This window comes from Hymenobacter terricola (assembly GCF_017921975.2).
In the GTDB taxonomy this organism is placed as follows: domain Bacteria; phylum Bacteroidota; class Bacteroidia; order Cytophagales; family Hymenobacteraceae; genus Hymenobacter; species Hymenobacter terricola.
Genome location: NZ_JAGEMO020000001.1, coordinates 398890 through 416458 on the forward strand (window position 1 = coordinate 398890; position 17569 = coordinate 416458).

Annotated in this window: 16 protein-coding genes; 5 read left to right on the forward strand and 11 right to left on the reverse strand. The window is 62.0% G+C overall.

Going from position 1 to position 17569, the window contains the following annotated elements:
• Positions 1 to 104 precede the first annotated feature (104 nt).
• Positions 105 to 1019: a class I SAM-dependent methyltransferase gene (locus J4G38_RS01495; RefSeq protein WP_210514495.1), complete on the reverse strand. Its 915-nt coding sequence runs from the start codon at positions 1017 to 1019 to the stop codon at positions 105 to 107.
• A gap of 147 nt (positions 1020 to 1166) precedes the next feature.
• On the opposite strand from J4G38_RS01495, the gene J4G38_RS01500 reads away from it, so the two are divergent.
• The gene (locus tag J4G38_RS01500) at positions 1167 to 2144 is read left to right on the forward strand and encodes a YpdA family putative bacillithiol disulfide reductase (protein ID WP_210514497.1); all 978 of its coding nucleotides are present in this window, start codon (positions 1167 to 1169) and stop codon (positions 2142 to 2144) included.
• 31 nt (positions 2145 to 2175) lie between these two features.
• On the opposite strand, the gene J4G38_RS01505 is transcribed toward J4G38_RS01500, so the two are convergent.
• The 3 genes from J4G38_RS01505 to J4G38_RS01515 all read right to left on the reverse strand — a co-directional run bounded on the left by J4G38_RS01505 (position 2176) and on the right by J4G38_RS01515 (position 6554).
• On the reverse strand, positions 2176 to 3633 hold the full coding sequence (locus tag J4G38_RS01505; RefSeq protein ID WP_210514499.1) for a hypothetical protein: 1458 nt from the start codon (positions 3631 to 3633) through the stop codon (positions 2176 to 2178).
• A gap of 158 nt (positions 3634 to 3791) precedes the next feature.
• Positions 3792 to 5219: an SGNH/GDSL hydrolase family protein gene (locus J4G38_RS01510; protein ID WP_210514501.1), complete on the reverse strand. Its 1428-nt coding sequence runs from the start codon at positions 5217 to 5219 to the stop codon at positions 3792 to 3794.
• 33 nt (positions 5220 to 5252) lie between these two features.
• Positions 5253 to 6554, reverse strand: coding sequence for an OmpP1/FadL family transporter (locus J4G38_RS01515; RefSeq protein WP_210514503.1), 1302 nt, complete (start codon positions 6552 to 6554; stop codon positions 5253 to 5255).
• A 151-nt stretch (positions 6555 to 6705) separates the two neighbouring features.
• Between J4G38_RS01515 and lptB the strand changes: the two genes are divergently transcribed.
• The 3 genes from lptB (at position 6706) to J4G38_RS01530 (ending at position 9535) form a co-directional block, all read left to right on the forward strand.
• Entirely contained in the window at positions 6706 to 7437 is a 732-nt protein-coding gene (lptB, locus tag J4G38_RS01520; protein WP_210514505.1) for an LPS export ABC transporter ATP-binding protein, read from the forward strand.
• 158 nt (positions 7438 to 7595) lie between these two features.
• Positions 7596 to 9149: a GH3 auxin-responsive promoter family protein gene (locus tag J4G38_RS01525; protein WP_210514507.1), complete on the forward strand. Its 1554-nt coding sequence runs from the start codon at positions 7596 to 7598 to the stop codon at positions 9147 to 9149.
• Positions 9150 to 9286: 137 nt separating this feature from the next.
• Positions 9287 to 9535, forward strand: coding sequence for a hypothetical protein (locus J4G38_RS01530; RefSeq protein ID WP_210514509.1), 249 nt, complete (start codon positions 9287 to 9289; stop codon positions 9533 to 9535).
• 29 nt (positions 9536 to 9564) lie between these two features.
• On the opposite strand, the gene J4G38_RS01535 is transcribed toward J4G38_RS01530, so the two are convergent.
• The gene (locus J4G38_RS01535; RefSeq protein WP_210514511.1) at positions 9565 to 10347 is read right to left on the reverse strand and encodes a TIGR00266 family protein; all 783 of its coding nucleotides are present in this window, start codon (positions 10345 to 10347) and stop codon (positions 9565 to 9567) included.
• A 155-nt stretch (positions 10348 to 10502) separates the two neighbouring features.
• On the opposite strand from J4G38_RS01535, the gene J4G38_RS01540 reads away from it, so the two are divergent.
• Positions 10503 to 11117, forward strand: a complete 615-nt coding sequence (locus J4G38_RS01540) for a toxin-antitoxin system YwqK family antitoxin (RefSeq protein ID WP_210514513.1) — start codon at positions 10503 to 10505, stop codon at positions 11115 to 11117.
• 33 nt (positions 11118 to 11150) lie between these two features.
• On the opposite strand, the gene J4G38_RS01545 is transcribed toward J4G38_RS01540, so the two are convergent.
• The 6 genes from J4G38_RS01545 to glmS all read right to left on the reverse strand — a co-directional run bounded on the left by J4G38_RS01545 (position 11151) and on the right by glmS (position 17556).
• Positions 11151 to 11549: a hypothetical protein gene (locus J4G38_RS01545; protein ID WP_210514515.1), complete on the reverse strand. Its 399-nt coding sequence runs from the start codon at positions 11547 to 11549 to the stop codon at positions 11151 to 11153.
• Positions 11550 to 11786: 237 nt separating this feature from the next.
• Positions 11787 to 13334 (reverse strand): glutamate--tRNA ligase, encoded by a 1548-nt coding sequence (gene gltX, locus J4G38_RS01550; RefSeq protein WP_210514518.1) that lies wholly within the window; start codon positions 13332 to 13334, stop codon positions 11787 to 11789.
• Positions 13335 to 13471: 137 nt separating this feature from the next.
• Complete coding sequence (locus tag J4G38_RS01555) at positions 13472 to 13663, reverse strand: hypothetical protein (protein ID WP_210514520.1); 192 nt, start codon at positions 13661 to 13663, stop codon at positions 13472 to 13474.
• A 58-nt stretch (positions 13664 to 13721) separates the two neighbouring features.
• Positions 13722 to 14105 carry a Rid family detoxifying hydrolase gene (locus J4G38_RS01560; RefSeq protein ID WP_210514523.1) on the reverse strand — a complete coding sequence of 128 codons (384 nt, stop codon included), beginning with the start codon at positions 14103 to 14105 and terminating at the stop codon, positions 13722 to 13724.
• A 56-nt stretch (positions 14106 to 14161) separates the two neighbouring features.
• The gene (locus J4G38_RS01565; RefSeq protein ID WP_210514524.1) at positions 14162 to 15661 is read right to left on the reverse strand and encodes a DUF6056 family protein; all 1500 of its coding nucleotides are present in this window, start codon (positions 15659 to 15661) and stop codon (positions 14162 to 14164) included.
• 59 nt (positions 15662 to 15720) lie between these two features.
• Positions 15721 to 17556 (reverse strand): glutamine--fructose-6-phosphate transaminase (isomerizing), encoded by a 1836-nt coding sequence (gene glmS, locus J4G38_RS01570; protein WP_210514527.1) that lies wholly within the window; start codon positions 17554 to 17556, stop codon positions 15721 to 15723.
• Between the last annotated feature and the right edge of the window lie 13 nt (positions 17557 to 17569).

Below are 17569 nucleotides of genomic sequence, written 5' to 3' on the forward strand. Positions count from 1 at the left end.
TCATGCTGAGCGAAGCCGAAGCATCTCTACCGCAATAGTAATTAACTTACTAATGTGGTAGAGATGCTTCGGCTTCGCTCAGCATGACGTTCTTTTTTATCGTTCTACTTCACGTTCCGCGCCACCACAAACATCCGGTCGCCAAACCGGCCCGTCAGCTTGTTCAGGTAATACGTGGGGTATTGGCCAGCCAGCTTGCTCACCTTCTCCACCACGCTGCCGCCCAGGCGGATATTCTTTGGCGGCTTCACCGGGTTCAGCAATTCTGCCACTTCAAAACCCTGCTTTTTGAGCATTTTGGTGATGGTAGCGGGCGTGAATTCGAAGAGGTGATAGGGCGGAATATCCATCTTGCGCTCCTTGCCCAGCGCCCCATATGCCGCAAAGCCCAGGCGCACGGTGGGCAGGTTGAGGGTGGCGGGCAGGGCCAGCACCAGCAGCCCACCCGGCTCCAGAATGCGGTGGAACTTGGCCAGCGTGGCGCTGGGCGAGAGCAGGTGCTCCAGCACGTCGCCCATGTAGGCGAGGTCGAACTGGTTTTCGCGGAAGTCCTCGGTGGTTTCGATGTTGCCCGTCACCACCGGCAGGTGCAGCTCGCGGCGGGCAAAATCGGCCGCGTGCTCGGATATTTCCAGGCCGTGGGCCTCCCAGCCCAGGGCTTCGAGGCTTTTGAGGGTGTAGCCGGGGCCGCAGCCCACGTCGAGGTAGCGGAACTTGCGGCCGGGGTACTTCGCCAGAATATAGTTCGTGAACTTGTCGGGCCGGACGTGGTTTAAAGCACTCTGCTTCTGGCCTTCTTCGATGAAAACGACGTCCTGCTGGGTCCGGTCGTAGTTGGGGCGCTCGGTGAAATAGTCCTTGCCGTAGAGCCGCTCCAGCTGCGCGGGTGTGGGCTGGGGGTCGAGAAACATCAGGTCGCAACTGCGGCACTGGGTACCTTGCAGCCGTTGGCCTTCAAATTCGTAGTAAAAGGGCAGCTTCTTAAAATCGGTGCTGCCGCACAGGTCGCAGGTACGCATGGTGCAAAGGTAGGAACGCACCACGGTGCGTTCACTCGTTGCACTGCCGGAACACAAGTGCGTGCCAGCGGCAGTAAAATTTCAAACCACGGCTGTTCAATGGCCGAACGCGCCGTGGCGTGTGCCGACAGTCAATCAATTAATCGTATGCTCGACGTTCTCATCATCGGCGCCGGCCCCGTGGGCCTCGCCTGCGCCCTCGAAACCCAGCGCAAAGGCCTCAAAGCAGCCATCGTGGAAAAGGGCGCGCTGGTCAATTCCCTGGTGGGCTACCCCACCAACATGGAGTTTTTCTCCACGCCCGAGCTGCTCGAAATCGGCGGTTACCCGTTTCCCACCGCGCACTACAAGCCCCTGCGCGAAGATGCCCTCGACTACTACCAGCGCGTGGCCCGCGACGAAAAGCTGACCATCCGCCTGCACGAGAAAGTGCTGAGCATGAGCGGTGAGCAGGGCGATTTTCTGGTCGAAACCAGCCAGGGCAAAATCCGGACCCGCAACGTCATCGTGGCCACCGGCTTCTACGACCTGCCCAACCCGCTCAACGTGCCCGGCGAGGACTTGCCCCACGTCAGCCACTACTACAAAGAGCCGTACCAGCACGTCCTGCAACACGTCGTCGTCATCGGCGCGAAGAATTCCTCGGCCAAAGCCGCGCTGCAAATGACCCGCGCCGGGGCCAGGGTCACGCTCATCGTGCGCGGCCCTGAGGTCAGCAACTCCGTGAAATACTGGATTCGCCCCGACCTCGTCAATCGCATTGCCGAGGGCCGCATCACGGCGCATTTCAACACCACCATCACGGCCATTACGCCCGAGGCGGTGGAAGTCCTCACGCCCGAGGGGCCGCTCCGCATCGCCACCGATTTCGTGTATGCCCTCACCGGCTACCACCCCGACGAGGCCCTGCTCGGCCGCCTCGGCGTGGAGCCCGACCCGGCCGACGAAGCCCGCGCTCCGCTCTTCGACCCCGCCACGCACGAAACCACCCAGCCCGGCGTGTTCGTGGCCGGCACCGTGTGCGGCGGCCGGGCCACCAGCCGCTGGTTTATTGAGAACGGCCGGCACCACGCGCAGCTCATTGCCGCGCATATTGCCGGCCAGCTCGCGCCACAGCTCGCCTGACGTGCTGGTGGCGAAAGGCTAACTACTGCGCTTAGCGTGGGCTGCCGCGGTAAGTGCTGACGTCGACGGTCCGGAAATTTCCACCGTATTTGGTGCTAACGGCCGTAAAAATTTCGTTGGCGAGGGTGGCGTAGCCGCGCGGGGTGAGGTACACGCCATCGAGACTGAAGATGTTGCCGGCCAGGTAGGTGCCCGTGCTAGTAGCGGCGCTGGTGGCAAAGCCGCCGCTGGCCACGGTGCGGAAGAAGGCATTGGCATCGAACAAGGCCAGCTTGCGGGCCGTGGCCGCGTTCACCAGAACCAGGTTGAATGCCGTGGTGGCGGCCGCTACCTGCGCCTGCTCCACGTCGTCGAGCACAAAGGCGCTGGGAATGGGGTTGAGGGCGTCGGTGCCGAACGGCCGCGTGGTATCAACGCCATTGGCCGTCAGGAAAGCGGCGAAGCCGGCGGCGGGCTGCCCGCTTTGCGCGTACACGTACCGCCAGGGCGCGTCGGTGGCCTGGTTGAGATACCCCAGAAAGGCTGCCGACGGCAGGGTGAGCAGTTGCCGGCCGCCGCTGGCGTCGCGGATGTCGGCGGTCGTAATCACCTTGCGGTTGCCCGAGGTGGCGCCGCCCGCTACGGCCCCGGTCATCACCACCAGGCTCGATATGCTGCGGGCCGTGAGGATGGCCTTAAAGCTGGGGCCCACGGCGGTGAAGTACGGGAGGCTGGTGACCTCGGGAATGGTGCTGATAAGCCCTTTGGCGCCGCCAGCCATCAGCGCATCCAGCAGGCGGGTGGTTTTGAGCGTAAATGTGTCCGTGCGCGTCAGTGGAGCGGTGGCAGAAGCCCCGCCGGCCATGGCAAAGTCAAAGACGTCGCTGGTGCCCATCCACTCGGTAAAAAAGGTGGGTTTGATGGCGGTCACCGTGGCCCGCACGCGCTGCAAGTAGGTTTGGTTGGGCGTGGCAGTGGGCGTGATGCGCTCAAAGTAGGGGTTGCCCAGGAGGCCGCCGTAGCCCACGGTTTCAATGTCGGCCATGCGCAGGCCGGGAACCCCCAGGTTGTTTATCGGCTCTACATACTTGGCGTAGAGCACCTGCGGGGTCGCCGTCCGGATGCCCGAGCTGGTGGTCACCGGCACCAGAACGGGCATAATGGGCGCGGTGGCCGTGGCCGTGGTGTAGCCGGTCAGGTGCAGGTAGCCCGAGCCGTTGGCGTAGTCGATGTTGAAGAACGGCTGGTTGAAATCGCTGCCGTTGGCCCCCCGGAACTGTTCCGACAGGATGTTGGGGTAGGTGTACATCTGGCCTTCGCGGCACAGGCCGCCGTCGGCGTAGCCGGCCGTAAAGGAGCTGCCCACGGCAATGTAGCGGGAGAAATCGGCCGTAGAGGCCTGCTGTGCAGGTTCTTCGGTGTGTTTCTGGCAGCCGGCCAGCGCGATAGCCACTCCCGCCGAAAGCAGTGAGATTTTCCGAAGCATCAGGTTAGGGAAGCGGTTTTTCATAAGCAGCTGAAAAGGGTGGTGAGACAATCCGTTTCACCAAAAGTCATTACCTCGGCAAGGTAGCGGATTTAAATTGCTGATTAATAAGACACAAAAAAGAAGCACCTTCCCCAGCCGGGGAAGGCGCTTCTTTTCGTTGGTTGCTAGGTGAGAAATTACTACGGGAATACCACGCCGCGGTAAAGGTTGGCGTTCACGCCCTGGAAGGAGCTGCCGTATTTGGCGTTGATAACCTTCAGGATTTCGTTGGCCACCACGGCGTAGCCGCGCGGGGTGGGGTGCACGCCGTCGAGGCCGAACAGGTTGCCCGACAGGTAGCCGGCCGTGTTGTTGGCGGCATTCGCTACGTAGCCGTTGGCAGCCACGTTGCGGAAGAAGGCATTCGCATCGAAAATGGCCAAGTTCCGCGACGTAGCTGCAGTGGTCAGCGCCGAGTTGAACGATGCCGTGGCCGAGGCTACCAGGCCTTGCTCCACATCGTCGAGCACAAAGGCGCTTGGAATGGGGTTGCCGACGGTAGCGCCAAACGCTTGCGTAGTATCGATGCCAAACGAGGTCAGGTAAGGTCCTAGGGCTGCGCGGGGCTGGTTGGCTTGCGCCAGCAGGTAGCGCCACGGCGCACCCGTGGGCCGGCCCAGCAAGCCCAGAAAGGCCGAAGAAGTGAGCGTGAATAGCTGCCGTCCGCCGCTGGCATCGCGAATGTCGGCGGTGGCAATCGACTTGCGGTTGCCCGAAGCGGCATTGCCAGCAGCAGCGCCGGTCAGCGCGACCACACCGGGCACGCTGTTCGCAACGAGGGTGGCTTTAAAGCTCGGCCCTACCGTGGTGAAGAAGGGAATGCCGGTTACGTCAGGAATGGTCGAAACTACGCCTTTGGCCCCGCCCGCCACCAGGGCATCGAGCACCAGGCCCGTGTTGGTGGTGAAAGTAGCTACCGGGGTCAGCGAACTGGCTGCCCCGCCGGCCGTGGCGTAGCCCAGCACGTCGTTGTTGCCCAGCCATTCGGTGAAGAAGGTGGGTTTGAGAGAGGCCACCGTGGCCTGCACGCGCTGCAAGTAGGTTTGCAGCGGCGTGGTATCGAGAGTGATGCGCTCGAAGTAAGGATTGCCCGCTACGCTGCCGTAGCCGGGCGTCAGAATGTCCGACATGCGAATGCCGGGCACCCCGAGGTTGTTAATCGGGTCGGTGAACTTGGTGTACAGCGGCGCGGCGGCCGTGCCACCCCGCAGGGCCAGGCTCGTGGTCACGTTGGCTGTAACGGGCGAACCCGTGGCCGTGAAGCCGGTCAGTTTCAGGTAGCCTGAGCCGTTGCTCTGGGCCTCGGTGAAAAGGGGCTGCACGAAGCTGCCGCCGCCCACCTGGGCAAACTGCTGCGACAGGATGTTCGGGTAGGAGTTGAGCTGGCCTTCGCGGTACAGGCCACCATCGGAGTAGCCCGCCGTGAGCGAGTTGCCAATGGCGATGTAGCTGGAGAAATCGGCCGAGCCGGCCGATACTTTTGGTGCGTCAATGTCGGGCTGGCAGCCGGCCAAACCCAGGCCCAGCAGGCCCACTACCGGAGCGGTACACTTGATAAAGAATTTCATGTGAGAAGGTACTGGAATCGGGTGGGAAAAGGCTTAGAATTTGTAGTGCAGGCCGACGCCGGGAATGAAGATGTCGGTGCGGTACGTGCCCGCTACCCGGTCCGTGGTGCCGTTGTCGAGCAGTTGGCCCTGGGTCTGGGTGCGCTGACGGAAAGCTTCGAAGAGAAACGAGGCGTCCACGCCGAAATGCTCCGTGACCAGGTACGACAGGCCCGCGGTGGCTTGTACGCGGTCGGCATCCGGGGTTTCGGGGCCCACGTAGCCGTCCTTCACCGCCGAGAAGTCGTACGCCGTACCTAAGCGCACGGTCAGCTTATCGTCCACTTTGTATTGGCCACCCAGGCGGAAGGCCAGCGCATCCTGATAAAAACGCTTCGAGGTGCTGAAGTTGTTGCCGCCCACCAGGCCGTCGGTGGTGCCGTTGCCGTTGTTACCGCTGAAGCCGAAGTCCAGGGTGCGGTAAGCACTCCAGAACGTGAGCGAGGCGTCCAGACCGATGGTCAGCTGCTCATTCGGCATCACGCCGATGCCGATGCTGGCCACGGCCGGCAGGGGCAGCGTGGCCGTGAAGCTGGTGGCCGTGAAGCTGCGGTTGATAAGGGCCGCGCTGGCCGAGCCCGTGGCCGGCAGCCCCGAATACGTAACGCTGCCGTTGTCCACGGTGGCGTCAATCTTGGAGCGGTAGCTTATGCCCACGCTCAGCTTGTCCGACGGCTTAAAGAAAATGCCGGCGTTGTAGCCGAACTGCGTTTTGGTCTTGCCGTCGAGCGTGATGTGGCCGGGGCCGGTGGGCAGCGGCAGGTCTTTTTGCAGGTTCACCGAGCCATAGGCCAGAATCATCAGGCCCGCGCCCACACTCAGGGTAGGGGTGATGGCGTACGAAGCGGTAGGCTGCACGTACACCGATTGCAGCGTGATTTCGGTGAGGGCGTAGCGGCCCTCCCAGCCATCGGCGTACTTCAGGGTGCTGCCGTAGGGCGTGTACACGGCCACGCCAAACTTGTATTTGGCGTCTTTGGGCCCGAAGCCGGCGTAGAAGTTGAAGGGCACCACGAGCTTGTTGTCGAGGCTTTGCTGGATACCGGTGTTGTCGCCGCGGAAGCTGGACCGGGCCAGGGCCGCGTTCACGCCCACTTGCACGCCGTTGTCGCGCACCATGGCCAGGGCGCCGGGGTTGTAGAACATAGCGGCCTGGTCGAGCGACAAGCCCACGCCTACGCCCCCCATACCGATGTTTTTCTGCCCGCCTAGGTTCACTTGAAAGCCGCTGGCGGAGGCCGCCGACACGCTGGCCAGCAGCGTACCCCCCATGAGGAGTAGTGTTTTTATTGTCATAAAAAAGAAATATTGAGGGTGGGTTAGGTTGTAGGGGCTAAAAGTAACGGAAATTTTCACGTCAAGTGTTAGGCAAGCCGAATATTTTCCTTGCCCAATCGTTTGCTTTCGGCATTCGGCTCCCGTGCTGCCAGCCTGTACCTTTGTTGCCATGATTCTCCGTGCCGACCACCTTGTCAAAAAATACAAAGCCCGCACCGTTGTCAACGACATGTCGGTGACTGTGGAGCAGGGCGAAATCGTGGGCTTGCTCGGGCCCAACGGCGCGGGCAAAACCACCTGTTTCTACATGATGGTGGGCATGGTGAAGCCCAACGCCGGCCGCATTTTTCTCGACAGCACCGAAATTACCACCATGCCCATCTACCAGCGGGCGCGGCTGGGCGTGGGCTACTTGGCGCAGGAAGCCAGCGTGTTCCGCGACCTGAGCGTGGAGGAAAACATCATGGCCGTGCTCGAAATGACGAGCATGAAAAAGGAAGCCCGCCGCCAGAAAGTGGAGGAGATGCTCGAAGAATTCAGCCTCACCCACGTGCGCAAAAACCTGGGCAAGGTGCTAAGCGGCGGCGAGCGTCGCCGCACCGAAATTGCCCGGGCCCTGGCCGTCGACCCCAAGTTCGTGCTGCTCGATGAGCCTTTCGCCGGCGTCGACCCCATCGCCACCGAAGAAATTCAGGGCATCGTGTCCAAGCTCAAGCACCGCAACATCGGCGTCCTCATTACCGACCACGACGTGAATTCCACCCTCAGCATCGTGGACCGGGCCTACCTGCTCTTCGAAGGCAAGCTCCTCAAGGCCGGCACCGCCGAAGAGCTGGCCGGCGACGAAACCGTGCGGCGCGTGTACCTCGGCAAGAACTTCGAGCTGAAGCGCAACGTGTGAGAACAGGGGTAATCAAGAAGCAGAACGTCATGCTGCGCGCAGCCGAAGCATCTCGCGTGTGGTGGTAGTTCAGTCGTTCAATAATGCGAGCGTCATGCTTCGGCTGCGCGCAGCATGACGTTCATTTGTCTTCTTTTCTCAAAACATCCCCGCCGCCTATGCTCGACCAGCTACTTGCTCATGCCGTCCAGTGGGGCAGCTTGCCCCGCCTGGCCCGCATCCGTGAGCAGCCGCACGAGGTGCAGGCCCGGCTGCTGCGGGGGCTGCTGGCGCGGGCGCGGGGCACGGAGTGGGGCCGGCGCTACGGGTTCAACGAGAAAATGAGCCCCGCCGAGTTTGCCCGGCGCGTGCCCGTGAGTACCTACGAGCAGTTGTACCCGGAGCTGGAAAAAGTGCTGCGCGGCCAGCCCGATGTGCTCTGGCCGGGCCGCCCGCGCTGGTTTGCCAGGAGTAGCGGCACCACCAACGCCCGCAGCAAGTTCATCCCCGTCACGCCCGAGGCGCTGCACCACGGCCACTACCGCGCCGGCCGCGACATGCTGGCCCTGAGCACCCACCTGTACCCGAGCGAGCGGCTGCTGGCCGGCAAAACGCTGTCGTTGGGCGGCGCCCACACCGCCAACCCGTTTCGGCCGCAGGAGCCGGCCTCCCGCACCGGCGATGTGTCGGCCGTTATCATGGCGCAGCTGCCGCGCTGGGCCGAGCAGCTGCGTACCCCCCCGCTCCGGCTGGCCCTGCTGGACGAGTGGGAAGAAAAGATTGAGCGCATCGCGGCCCACGTGCTCCGGCAGGACGTGCGGGTACTGGCCGGCGTGCCCACCTGGATGGTGGTGCTGCTGCGCCGCGTGGTGGCGCTGGCCGGGGCCGACGACATCACCCAGGTGTGGCCGCACCTGCGGCTGTTTCTGCACGGCGCGGTGGCATTTGGGCCGTACCGCGAGCTGTTTAGCCAACTGATTCCGGATGCGCGGATGCGCTACCTCGAAATCTATAGCGCGTCGGAAGGCTACTTTGCCATTCAGGACCAGCCCGATAGCGAAGACCTGCTGCTGCTGCTCGACCACGGCATCTACTACGAATTCCTGCCCGCCGACCAGTGGGCCACCGCCTCCCCGCGCCCCGTGCCGCTGGTCGAAGTGGAGCTGCACCGGCCCTACGCCCTGGTCATCAGCACCAACGCCGGGCTGTGGCGCTACGTGGTGGGCGACACCGTGCGCTTCACCTCGCGGGCCCCGTACCGGGTGCGCATCACGGGGCGTACCAAGCACTTCCTCAACGCGTTTGGCGAAGAAGTCGTCATCGAAAATGCGGAGGCGGCCGTGGCTGCTGCCAGCCGGGCCACTGGCACGGCCGTGCGCGATTTCACGGCCGCCCCCGTCTGGTTCGCCGTGGGCAGCGCGGTTTCGCGCGGGGGCCACGAATGGGTGGTGGAATTTGCGCCCGGCTCCACCAGCCCCGATTTGGTTCAGTTCGGTGCCGTGCTCGACGCGACCTTATGCGAGGTGAATTCGGACTACGCTGCCAAACGCCACCGCAGCCTCGCCCTGGCGCCGCCCCAGCTACGGGCCGTACCCGTCGGCACCTTCGACGCGTGGCTGGCGGGCCAGGGCAAGCTGGGGGGGCAGCACAAAGTGCCACGCCTGCTCAACTCGCGCGAAGTGCTGGAAGCCGTGCTGGTAGCTGCCGCCGAAACGACTGCCGGCCAGGGCTAGGAATCAGGTAGTAAGGTGCACAATAGCCATTGGCAGGGGAAAAAAAAGACAACTCATCGAGCAGAAGCGGTTTTGGTCGGACTGATGAGATTATAATCAGGATAAATGAGTAATATTACCTTAATATTCCCTCCCCTATGTCTCACACCACCACGGCTCCCGTCATTAAGAAACCGGCGTATCAGCGCCCATATAAATCCCGTAATGAGCGTCGCGAGGTCGACCGACGCAAGCACGACGAATCCAAGGAGCGAAAGTTCTTGTTGCGGATGGCCGTGGGCGTGGGCCTGCTGCTGCTGCTGGCCCTCGGGTTTGCCATTAAGGGGCTGATAGACCACGAAAACAGCATCCCCAAGTCGCAGATACCCCACAAGGAAATCAACTAGCGCCGGAAGCTCAGGCCGCAGGGGCCGGGCTACTCGTCCAGAATGCCGCCCAGCAGGCCGCCGAGCACGCCTCCGCTTTCCTTCTGCGCGTTGCCGCCGCCGGGGGCCAAGGCGCGGATGAGTTTTTTGACGGGCATGGATTGCAGCCAGACCCGGCCGCTGCCGCGCAGCGTGGCCAGCAGCAGCCCTTCGCCCCCAAAAATCATTGATTTCAGGCCGCCCGCCCGGGCCACGCTGAAATCAATGCTTGGCTCGAAGGCCACCACGCAGCCGGTATCGACGCGCAACAGCTCGTTGTTGAGCCGTTTCTCGATGATGGTGCCGCCCGCGTGCACGAAGGCGCGGCCATCGCCGGTCAGCTTTTGGAGGATGAAGCCTTCGCCGCCGAACATGCCCGCTCCGAATTTCTGATTGAAGTGCAGGCTGATTTTGGTGCCCCGGGCGGCGGCCAGAAAACCGTCTTTTTGCACGATGAGGCCGGCGGGCATGGTGCTCAGCTCAATGGGAATAATGGTGCCGGGGTAGGGGGCTGAAAACGCCACTTTGCTTTTGCCGAAGCTGCCGCGGTGCGTGAAGTGCGTGAGAAACAGCGACTCGCCGGTGAGGAGCCGGCTGCCGGCCGAAAACAGCTTGCCCATCAGCCCCTGGTCGGGCTCGGAGCCGTCGCCCATCTTGGTTTCGAACGCGATGGCTTCTTCCATGTACACCATGGCGCCGGCTTCGGCGATAACGGTCTCGTTGGGGTCCAACTCAATTTCCAGCACCTGAATGTCGGAGCCAAGAATGCGGTAGTCAACGTCGTGGGAAACCATGGGAGTAATCAGGGAGTGATTGGAGGAGCCAAAGATAGGCGCAGGCGCATATTTCGCAGCGAGCGGGGCTCCAGGGGGCGCACAATATTTTGGCCGGGCCGCGTTGGGTAATGAGTTTTCAACTAATTTTATAGTTAACTCAACCATTGCTTGCTATGGGTCTTCCCCGCGTGCTTTTGATTGCTGCTTATGCATTGGCGCTGAGCGCCTGCGCCGGTTCGCACCCTGCTGCCCACTACGGCCCGCGTGGGTTCTGGAAGCCCAACCGCTTCGACCACCACGGCCGGGAGCAGGGCCGTTGGCGCACGTATTACGACTCGGCCAACACGCACAAGCAGCCGTTCACGGCGGGCCGCTACCGCCACGGGCGGCCCGTGCGCACCTTCCTCTACTACGCCCCTACAGGCAAGCTGGACCACTCGGAACGCTACGGCCGCGATGGGCTTTGCGAAGTGACGTACTGGTACCCGGGCGGGCAGGTAGCGCGCCGGGGCGGTGCCCAATGGGTGACGGGCCGCAACCAGGTTCCGCGCTTTTTCTGGTTCGGGCCCTGGACGAGCTACACCGAAAATGGCCAGACTACGGGCATCCAAACCTACACCGACGGCACCCTGACCCGCGCCGAAACCTACGAACACGGCCACCTCACCCAGGTGGAAACCTATGAGGGCAACCGGCGCATCCGCACCGAAACCTACCACGACGGCCAACTGCTCAAGGTCGAAACCTTTGAGCAGGGGCGGCGCACCGGCACCACCAATACGCTGTAGGGCTGGTGGTATTGGTGGCTGGCGCGGGCAGTGCTACTCTTCCTGCGGCAGCTCGCCGCGCGTGTCGGCGGCTTCCTTATCGGGGTCGCCCACGGTTTTTTTGCGCTTGGCCTCGCGGCTGGTGCGCTTCATGAAATCCTCGTCGGTTTCTTCGGGCTCGGGGTCGGGCGAGTGTTCGGCGTCGGCGATGGGGAAGGCCTCGTCCTCGGTTTCGCCGGGGCCGGGCTTCTCGCCGAACTGGCCGGCACGGTCCACCAGCTTTTTGTCGCGCACGTGGCGGCCCAGGAACTGGTTGATTTGCTCGATGGAGTAATTGGAGGTGATTTCGCCCAAGGGGTTCACGCCAATTTCAAAGCCTTCCAATTCTTTGTGGACGCGGGCTTTTTTGTCGGGGTCAGGCTTTTGCTTGGGCTTAACGGGTTTCTTGGCCATGATGAGGGTCTGGGCTGAGAGTGGTGTTCCAGCAGCTTACGCGAAAATAACACGTCCGGGTGGTAGGCCGCCCTTCCGAACCCGAAAAGCCGCCGCTCGCCGCTTTGGCTTCTATCGGGGCGGGCGCTCGGCTGAGGGCAGTACCCTTCTCGTTCTGGCGCTTCGGCAACAAAAACATAGCCGCCGGCTCTTTCGGGCCGGCGGCTATATTTCACGGTCAGATGCGGAGTCCCGGGCTTATGCCACGGGCAACGTGGCCACGGCAGCCCGCAGGCGCTCGGCCACTTCCGGCGTGCCCAGAATGGCCAACGTCTCGAACAAGTCGGGGCCGGCCGCGCCGCCGGTCACGGCCACGCGTAGCATTTGCAGTACCTGGCCCGGCTTCAGGCCCTGGGTCTCCACGGTGGTGTTGAACAAGACCTTCAGGCCTTCGGCCGAAACCTCCGGTGCGCCGGGCAGGACTTCGGCGTAGGCGGCCAGTGCCGCGCTCACTTCCGGGTTCCACCGCTTGCTCACCACGGCCTGGTCGTACTCGGTGGGGGCCTGAAAGAAATATTTGGCCTCCTGCCAGAAGTCTTTCGGGAAGCTCACCCGCTCCTTCATCACGCTCACAATCTGCTCGGCCTTCTCCTGGGTGCACACAATGGCGTGCTCGTGCAGGGCTTCCAGCAGGTAGGGCGCCAGCTCGGCGTTGGATTTGGCGCGCAGGTAATGCTCGTTGAACCACTTCACTTTGTTCTGGTCGAACTTGGCCGGCGACTTGCTCACGCGCTCAATCGAGAAGGCTTGAATCAGCTCGTCCATCGAGAAAATCTCCTGCTGCGAGCCGGGGTTCCAGCCCAGGAAGGCCAGGAAGTTCACCAGGGCCTCGGGCAGGTAGCCGTCTTCGCGGTAGCCGCGGCTCAGGGTCGCCTCGCCGGTGTCGGCGTCCGTGCCGTGCCATTCCAGCGGGAACACCGGGAAGCCCAGGCGGTCGCCGTCGCGCTTGCTCAGCTTGCCGGTGCCGTCGGGCTTCAGCAGCAGGGGCAGGTGGGCAAACAGCGGCATGGTCTTTTCCCAGCCCAGGTAGCGGTACAGCAGCACGTGCAACGGCGCACTCGGCAGCCATTCTTCGCCCCGGATAACGTGCGAGATTTCCATTAGATGGTCGTCCACGATGTTGGCCAAGTGGTAGGTCGGCATCCCGTCCGACTTCATCAGCACCTTGTCGTCGATGGCGCTCGAATGCACCACCACCCAGCCGCGAATCAGGTCCTGGAAGCGCACCTCCTCCTTGCGGGGCACTTTTAGGCGAATGACGTACTGCGCGCCGCCGTCGAGCAGGGCTTTCACCTCGTCCTCGGGCAGGGTGAGAGAGTTGCGCATCTGGGCGCGGGTGATGGAGTTGTACTGCGGGTTGGGCACCTTGGCGGCTTGCAGGCGGGCGCGCATCACGTCCAGCTCCTCGGGCGTATCGAAGGCGTAGTAGGCGTAGCCGTCGGCAATGAGCTGGTCGGCGTACTGCTTATACATGGGCTTGCGCTCGCTCTGCTTGTAGGGCGCGTGGGGGCCGCCCACGCCCACGCCTTCGTCAATCACGATGCCGCACCAGGCCAGCGCCTCCAGAATGTATTCCTCGGCGCCGGGCACGAAGCGGTTCTGGTCCGTATCCTCGATGCGAAGCAGCATCTTGCCGCCCAGCTTGCGGGCCAGCAGGTAGTTGTATAAAGCCGTGCGCACGCCGCCAATGTGCAGCGGCCCGGTGGGCGAGGGCGCAAACCGCACCCGAACTTCTCTCTCAGTCATGGCAATAAAAAAGCGCGCTCCGGAGTTCGGAACGCGCCGCAAAGGTCGGGGTCATTTAACAATTATCAATTAACATTTAACAGCTGTCCAACGTGCCTGTCGGGGCTATTGAATGGCTGTTAATTGTCAAATGAAAATCAGTCCCGATTTTTAAAGCCCAGCCAGAGCACCAGCCCCAGCAGCGTGATGCCGCCGCGAATGCCCCAGGCCACGGCCGACCCCCACTTATCAATCCACGTCAGGAAAACGTAGTGTACGTTGGGGTTGATGAATGGCAGCGCCAGCGAAATAAGCCCAATAATGAGCAGTCCGAGTCCAAGTTCTTTCATGCGATGAGGGGAACGGGGTGAGAATTGTTTCCAACGCAACGCCCGTTCCCCCTGAATATTATGCCCCTACGGCCACGCAGGAAATTTCCACTTCCACGTCGCGTGGCAGGCGGGCCACTTCCACCGTTTCCCGCGCCGGGGCCGTGGCCTCGTCGAAGTACGACCCATACACCTGGTTGATGACGGCAAAGTTGCCGAGGTCCTTCACGAAGATGCTGCACTTCACCACGTCGGTCAGCGCCAGGCCGGCGGCGGCCAGCACGGCCGTCAGGTTCTTGAGCACCTGGTGGGTTTGGGCGGCTACATCGCCGGTCACCAGCTGTCCGGCGGCATCCAGCGGTATCTGGCCCGAAACGTACACGGTGTTGCCCGCCTTCACGGCTTGCGAGTAGGGGCCAATTGGGGCCGGAGCCTGGTCGGTGAGGATAATTTGGTGCGCCATAGTGCGGAGGGTTATTGCTTCAATGCCAAAGTAACGGCGCGCGGCGTACATCAAGCTTAATTCTTGGCCCCAGCTTTAGTAGTGGGAGCATCTATTATCTGCTTCGCGCCAAAATAACGGGCGTAGTTCTGCAAGGTGCCAGGACTTGTCGCATTGGTGAAGTCAGAGTTGTACAGCAGGTCCGGCCGGTTGAGCAACGGCCGTATTTCCACCACGGGCCCGCCCGCGTGGATTCTCTGGTAGCGGGCGCGTAGTTCGGCATCGTAGCGGGCCGCCTCGCCCCCCAGCCATTGCCGGTAGGCGCGTACGACATTGTTGCTGCCCTGGCCGAGCATGGTGGCCCGGGTCTGCACATTGTAGTCAGCCACGAAGAAAATGACCAACAGCCCAACCCACAGCGGGGTCATTCGGCTTGTAATCAGCCCCCTCAACACCGCTGAAGGTTGCCCTAAATCTACCTGCCGGCAGCACCACGTCAGCAACACGCCAAACCAACCAACTAGGAAAAGCAAGTATAAGGTCGTGCGGGCACGCAGGGGCAGCCCTGTGCCGCTGGCATAAAAGGCCGGGCTGCTGGCCGCCGCCATCAACACAGCTAGGCTGGCCGCGAGCACCCCGGCGGGCACGCGCGCCAAGGTGACCACCAGCAGTTGGCCGCGCTGCCGGGCTATGCGGTTCATGGCGGGCAGGAGCAACGCCGATACTACCAGCAGTACGGGGTTGCTGGCCCATGTCAGGAGCAGATACCCGGTAGTTGCGACCGAGTACACCAGCGTTTTTACAATGCCGAACGAATTGCCCATGTCAGTCATGCGCACAAAATTCCCGGGGGCAGTAAAGGACACTGCGCTGCCCACCGCTGCCAACACGGCTAGCAGGACCAGCACTCGGCCCTGGCGGTACCACAGGCTCAGGCCAGCTCCCACAAGCAGGGCCAGCAGGAAAGGCAAGGCCACCGGCTCCGTCGTGCCTGCTACGGCAAGAGTCAGCCCGGCTAGCCCAACCAACCAGCTCCGCCGGCTTGTACTACCTGGTCGTGCCGCCGCATAGCGGCTCAGGGCAACCATCCATAGCAGCAGGAGCCACGCCGTCATGACGTAGGTATAGGCCCCTGTGAACCAATACAGCCCCTCCGCCTGACCTGGCGCATAGGCCAGCCACAGGCCCAGTACCACGCCGGCCAGTCGCCACACTCCACCGGCCGAAATACCCGGTACCCTTGTAGCACAGAGCCGTAACACCAGCAGCGTTCCGGTAATAAAAACCAGCGCCACCCACCACCAGCGAGCTTCCAGGCGGCTGTACAACAGCGGATTAATCGAAGCCAGCAGGACCGTGGTCGTGTACCGGCCGGTGTGTGCATTGTAGAAATACTTTTGCGCTTGCCAAAAGCCTACTTCTTTTACCTTAACTGCATCCAGAATGTCATCCAGCGAAGGGTGGTTATAAAAGGACAGTCCTACAAAAGGCAACGCCACCAAAACCAAACTGATGGTAATCAGCAGGTTTTGGTGGCGTTGGAACAGGCACACGATACGGCTCGTGGAACTGCTCATTAAGAAGCTTGCACAGTGTGGTTAATAACTATTCCCATCAGTCAGGCCAAGGTAATAGGCTATTCCACCGTCACCGATTTGGCGAGGTTGCGGGGCTGGTCCACGTTGCAGCCGCGCAGCACGGCAATGTGGTAGCTCAGCAATTGCAGCGGAATCACTGATACGAGCGGCATCAGCACTTCGCTGGTGTGGGGCACTTCAATCACGAACTCAGCCATGGCCGGAATCACGGTGTCGCCCTCGCTCACGATGGCGATGATGCGTCCCTTGCGGGCCTTCACTTCCTGAATATTGCTCACCACCTTCTCGTACGAGCTGTCGCGGGTGGCAATTACCACCATCGGCATGTTCTCGTCAATCAGGGCAATGGGGCCGTGCTTCATCTCGGCGGCTGGGTATCCCTCGGCGTGGATGTAGCTGATTTCCTTGAGCTTAAGTGCGCCTTCCAGGGCCACCGGGAAGTTGTAGCCGCGGCCCAGGTACAGGAAGTTAGTGGCGTCTTTGAAGATTTCGGCAATGGCGCGGATTTCGGTGTCCAGCTCCAGCGCCTTGGTTACCTTGGCCGGAATCGTCTCCAACTCCACCATCAGCTCCCGCAGTTTGGTGTCGGTGATGGTGCCGCGCTTCTGGCCCATAATCATGGCCAGCAACGTCAGCACCGTTACCTGGGCCGTGAAGGCCTTGGTGGAAGCCACCCCGATTTCGGGGCCGGCGTGGGTGTAAGCCCCGGCATCGGTGGCGCGGGCAATGCTGCTGCCCACCACGTTGCACACCCCGAAGATGGTAGCGCCCTTGCTCTTAGCCAGCTCGATGGCGGCCAGCGTATCGGCCGTTTCACCGCTCTGCGAAATGGCAATTACGATGTCGCGCTCCGTGATAATGGGGTTTCGGTAGCGGAATTCCGACGCGTACTCCACTTCCACCGGAATACGGGCCAAGTCCTCAATCAGGTACTCGGCCACCAGGCCGGCGTGCCAGGAAGTGCCACAAGCCACGATGATGATGCGCTGGGCATTCACAAACTTCTGCTCGTAGGCCCGGATGCCGCCCATGTTCAGGTGGCCGGCTTCCAGCTCCAAACGGCCGCGCATCGAATCCATGATGGAGCGCGGCTGCTCGAAAATCTCCTTCAGCATAAAATGCTCGTAGCCACCCTTCTCGATGCTGTCCAGCTCCATTTCCAGCTTCTGGATGTAGGGCGTCTGGCTCACGTCTTCGCGGCTGCGAATCTCCAGCTGCCCGTCGCGGATAACGGCGATTTCGTAGTCATTCACATACACCACTTCGTTGGTGTACTCGATGATGGGCGTGGCATCGGAGGCAATAAAGAACTCGCCTTCGCCAATGCCAATCACCATCGGCGAGCCTTTGCGGGCGGCGATGAGCTGGTTGGGGGCATCCTTGCTGAGCACCACGATGGCGTAGGCCCCCACCACTTCGTGCAGGGCCAAGCGCACGGCCTCTTCCAGCGAGCAATGGTTTTGCGTCTGAATTTCCTCAATCAGGTTCACGAAAACCTCCGTGTCCGTATCGGAATGGAACGTGTGGCCCTGCTGCTGCAAGTGCGTTTTCAGCGCCGCGTAGTTCTCAATAATGCCGTTGTGGATGATGGCAATGCGCTCCGACGTGGAATAGTGGGGGTGGGCATTCTCATCGTTGGGCTCGCCGTGGGTGGCCCAGCGCGTGTGGCCCATGCCCACGTTGGCGTGGGTGTCTTTGGTGGCAATAAAAGACTCTAAATCACTAACCTTTCCCTTCTTTTTATAGACGGTAAGCTCGCCGTTGAGCAGCGCGACCCCGGCGGAGTCATAGCCCCGGTATTCGAGCCGGTGCAAGCCTTTGAGAATAATGGGGCAGGCCTCACGATGGCCCAAATAAGCAACAATGCCGCACATGGCAGGGGGGGGT

What these genes read in the sequence shown, in the direction of transcription:
- J4G38_RS01495 (WP_210514495.1), bottom strand. Translation starts at nt 1,019, where the DNA reads ATGCGTACCTGCGACCTGTGCGGCAGCACCGATTTTAAGAAGCTGCCC.
- J4G38_RS01500 (WP_210514497.1), top strand. Translation starts at nt 1,167, where the DNA reads ATGCTCGACGTTCTCATCATCGGCGCCGGCCCCGTGGGCCTCGCCTGC.
- J4G38_RS01505 (WP_210514499.1), bottom strand. Translation starts at nt 3,633, where the DNA reads ATGAAAAACCGCTTCCCTAACCTGATGCTTCGGAAAATCTCACTGCTT.
- J4G38_RS01510 (WP_210514501.1), bottom strand. Translation starts at nt 5,219, where the DNA reads ATGAAATTCTTTATCAAGTGTACCGCTCCGGTAGTGGGCCTGCTGGGC.
- J4G38_RS01515 (WP_210514503.1), bottom strand. Translation starts at nt 6,554, where the DNA reads ATGACAATAAAAACACTACTCCTCATGGGGGGTACGCTGCTGGCCAGC.
- lptB (WP_210514505.1), top strand. Translation starts at nt 6,706, where the DNA reads ATGATTCTCCGTGCCGACCACCTTGTCAAAAAATACAAAGCCCGCACC.
- J4G38_RS01525 (WP_210514507.1), top strand. Translation starts at nt 7,596, where the DNA reads ATGCTCGACCAGCTACTTGCTCATGCCGTCCAGTGGGGCAGCTTGCCC.
- J4G38_RS01530 (WP_210514509.1), top strand. Translation starts at nt 9,287, where the DNA reads ATGTCTCACACCACCACGGCTCCCGTCATTAAGAAACCGGCGTATCAG.
- J4G38_RS01535 (WP_210514511.1), bottom strand. Translation starts at nt 10,347, where the DNA reads ATGGTTTCCCACGACGTTGACTACCGCATTCTTGGCTCCGACATTCAG.
- J4G38_RS01540 (WP_210514513.1), top strand. Translation starts at nt 10,503, where the DNA reads ATGGGTCTTCCCCGCGTGCTTTTGATTGCTGCTTATGCATTGGCGCTG.
- J4G38_RS01545 (WP_210514515.1), bottom strand. Translation starts at nt 11,549, where the DNA reads ATGGCCAAGAAACCCGTTAAGCCCAAGCAAAAGCCTGACCCCGACAAA.
- gltX (WP_210514518.1), bottom strand. Translation starts at nt 13,334, where the DNA reads ATGACTGAGAGAGAAGTTCGGGTGCGGTTTGCGCCCTCGCCCACCGGG.
- J4G38_RS01555 (WP_210514520.1), bottom strand. Translation starts at nt 13,663, where the DNA reads ATGAAAGAACTTGGACTCGGACTGCTCATTATTGGGCTTATTTCGCTG.
- J4G38_RS01560 (WP_210514523.1), bottom strand. Translation starts at nt 14,105, where the DNA reads ATGGCGCACCAAATTATCCTCACCGACCAGGCTCCGGCCCCAATTGGC.
- J4G38_RS01565 (WP_210514524.1), bottom strand. Translation starts at nt 15,661, where the DNA reads ATGAGCAGTTCCACGAGCCGTATCGTGTGCCTGTTCCAACGCCACCAA.
- glmS (WP_210514527.1), bottom strand. Translation starts at nt 17,556, where the DNA reads ATGTGCGGCATTGTTGCTTATTTGGGCCATCGTGAGGCCTGCCCCATT.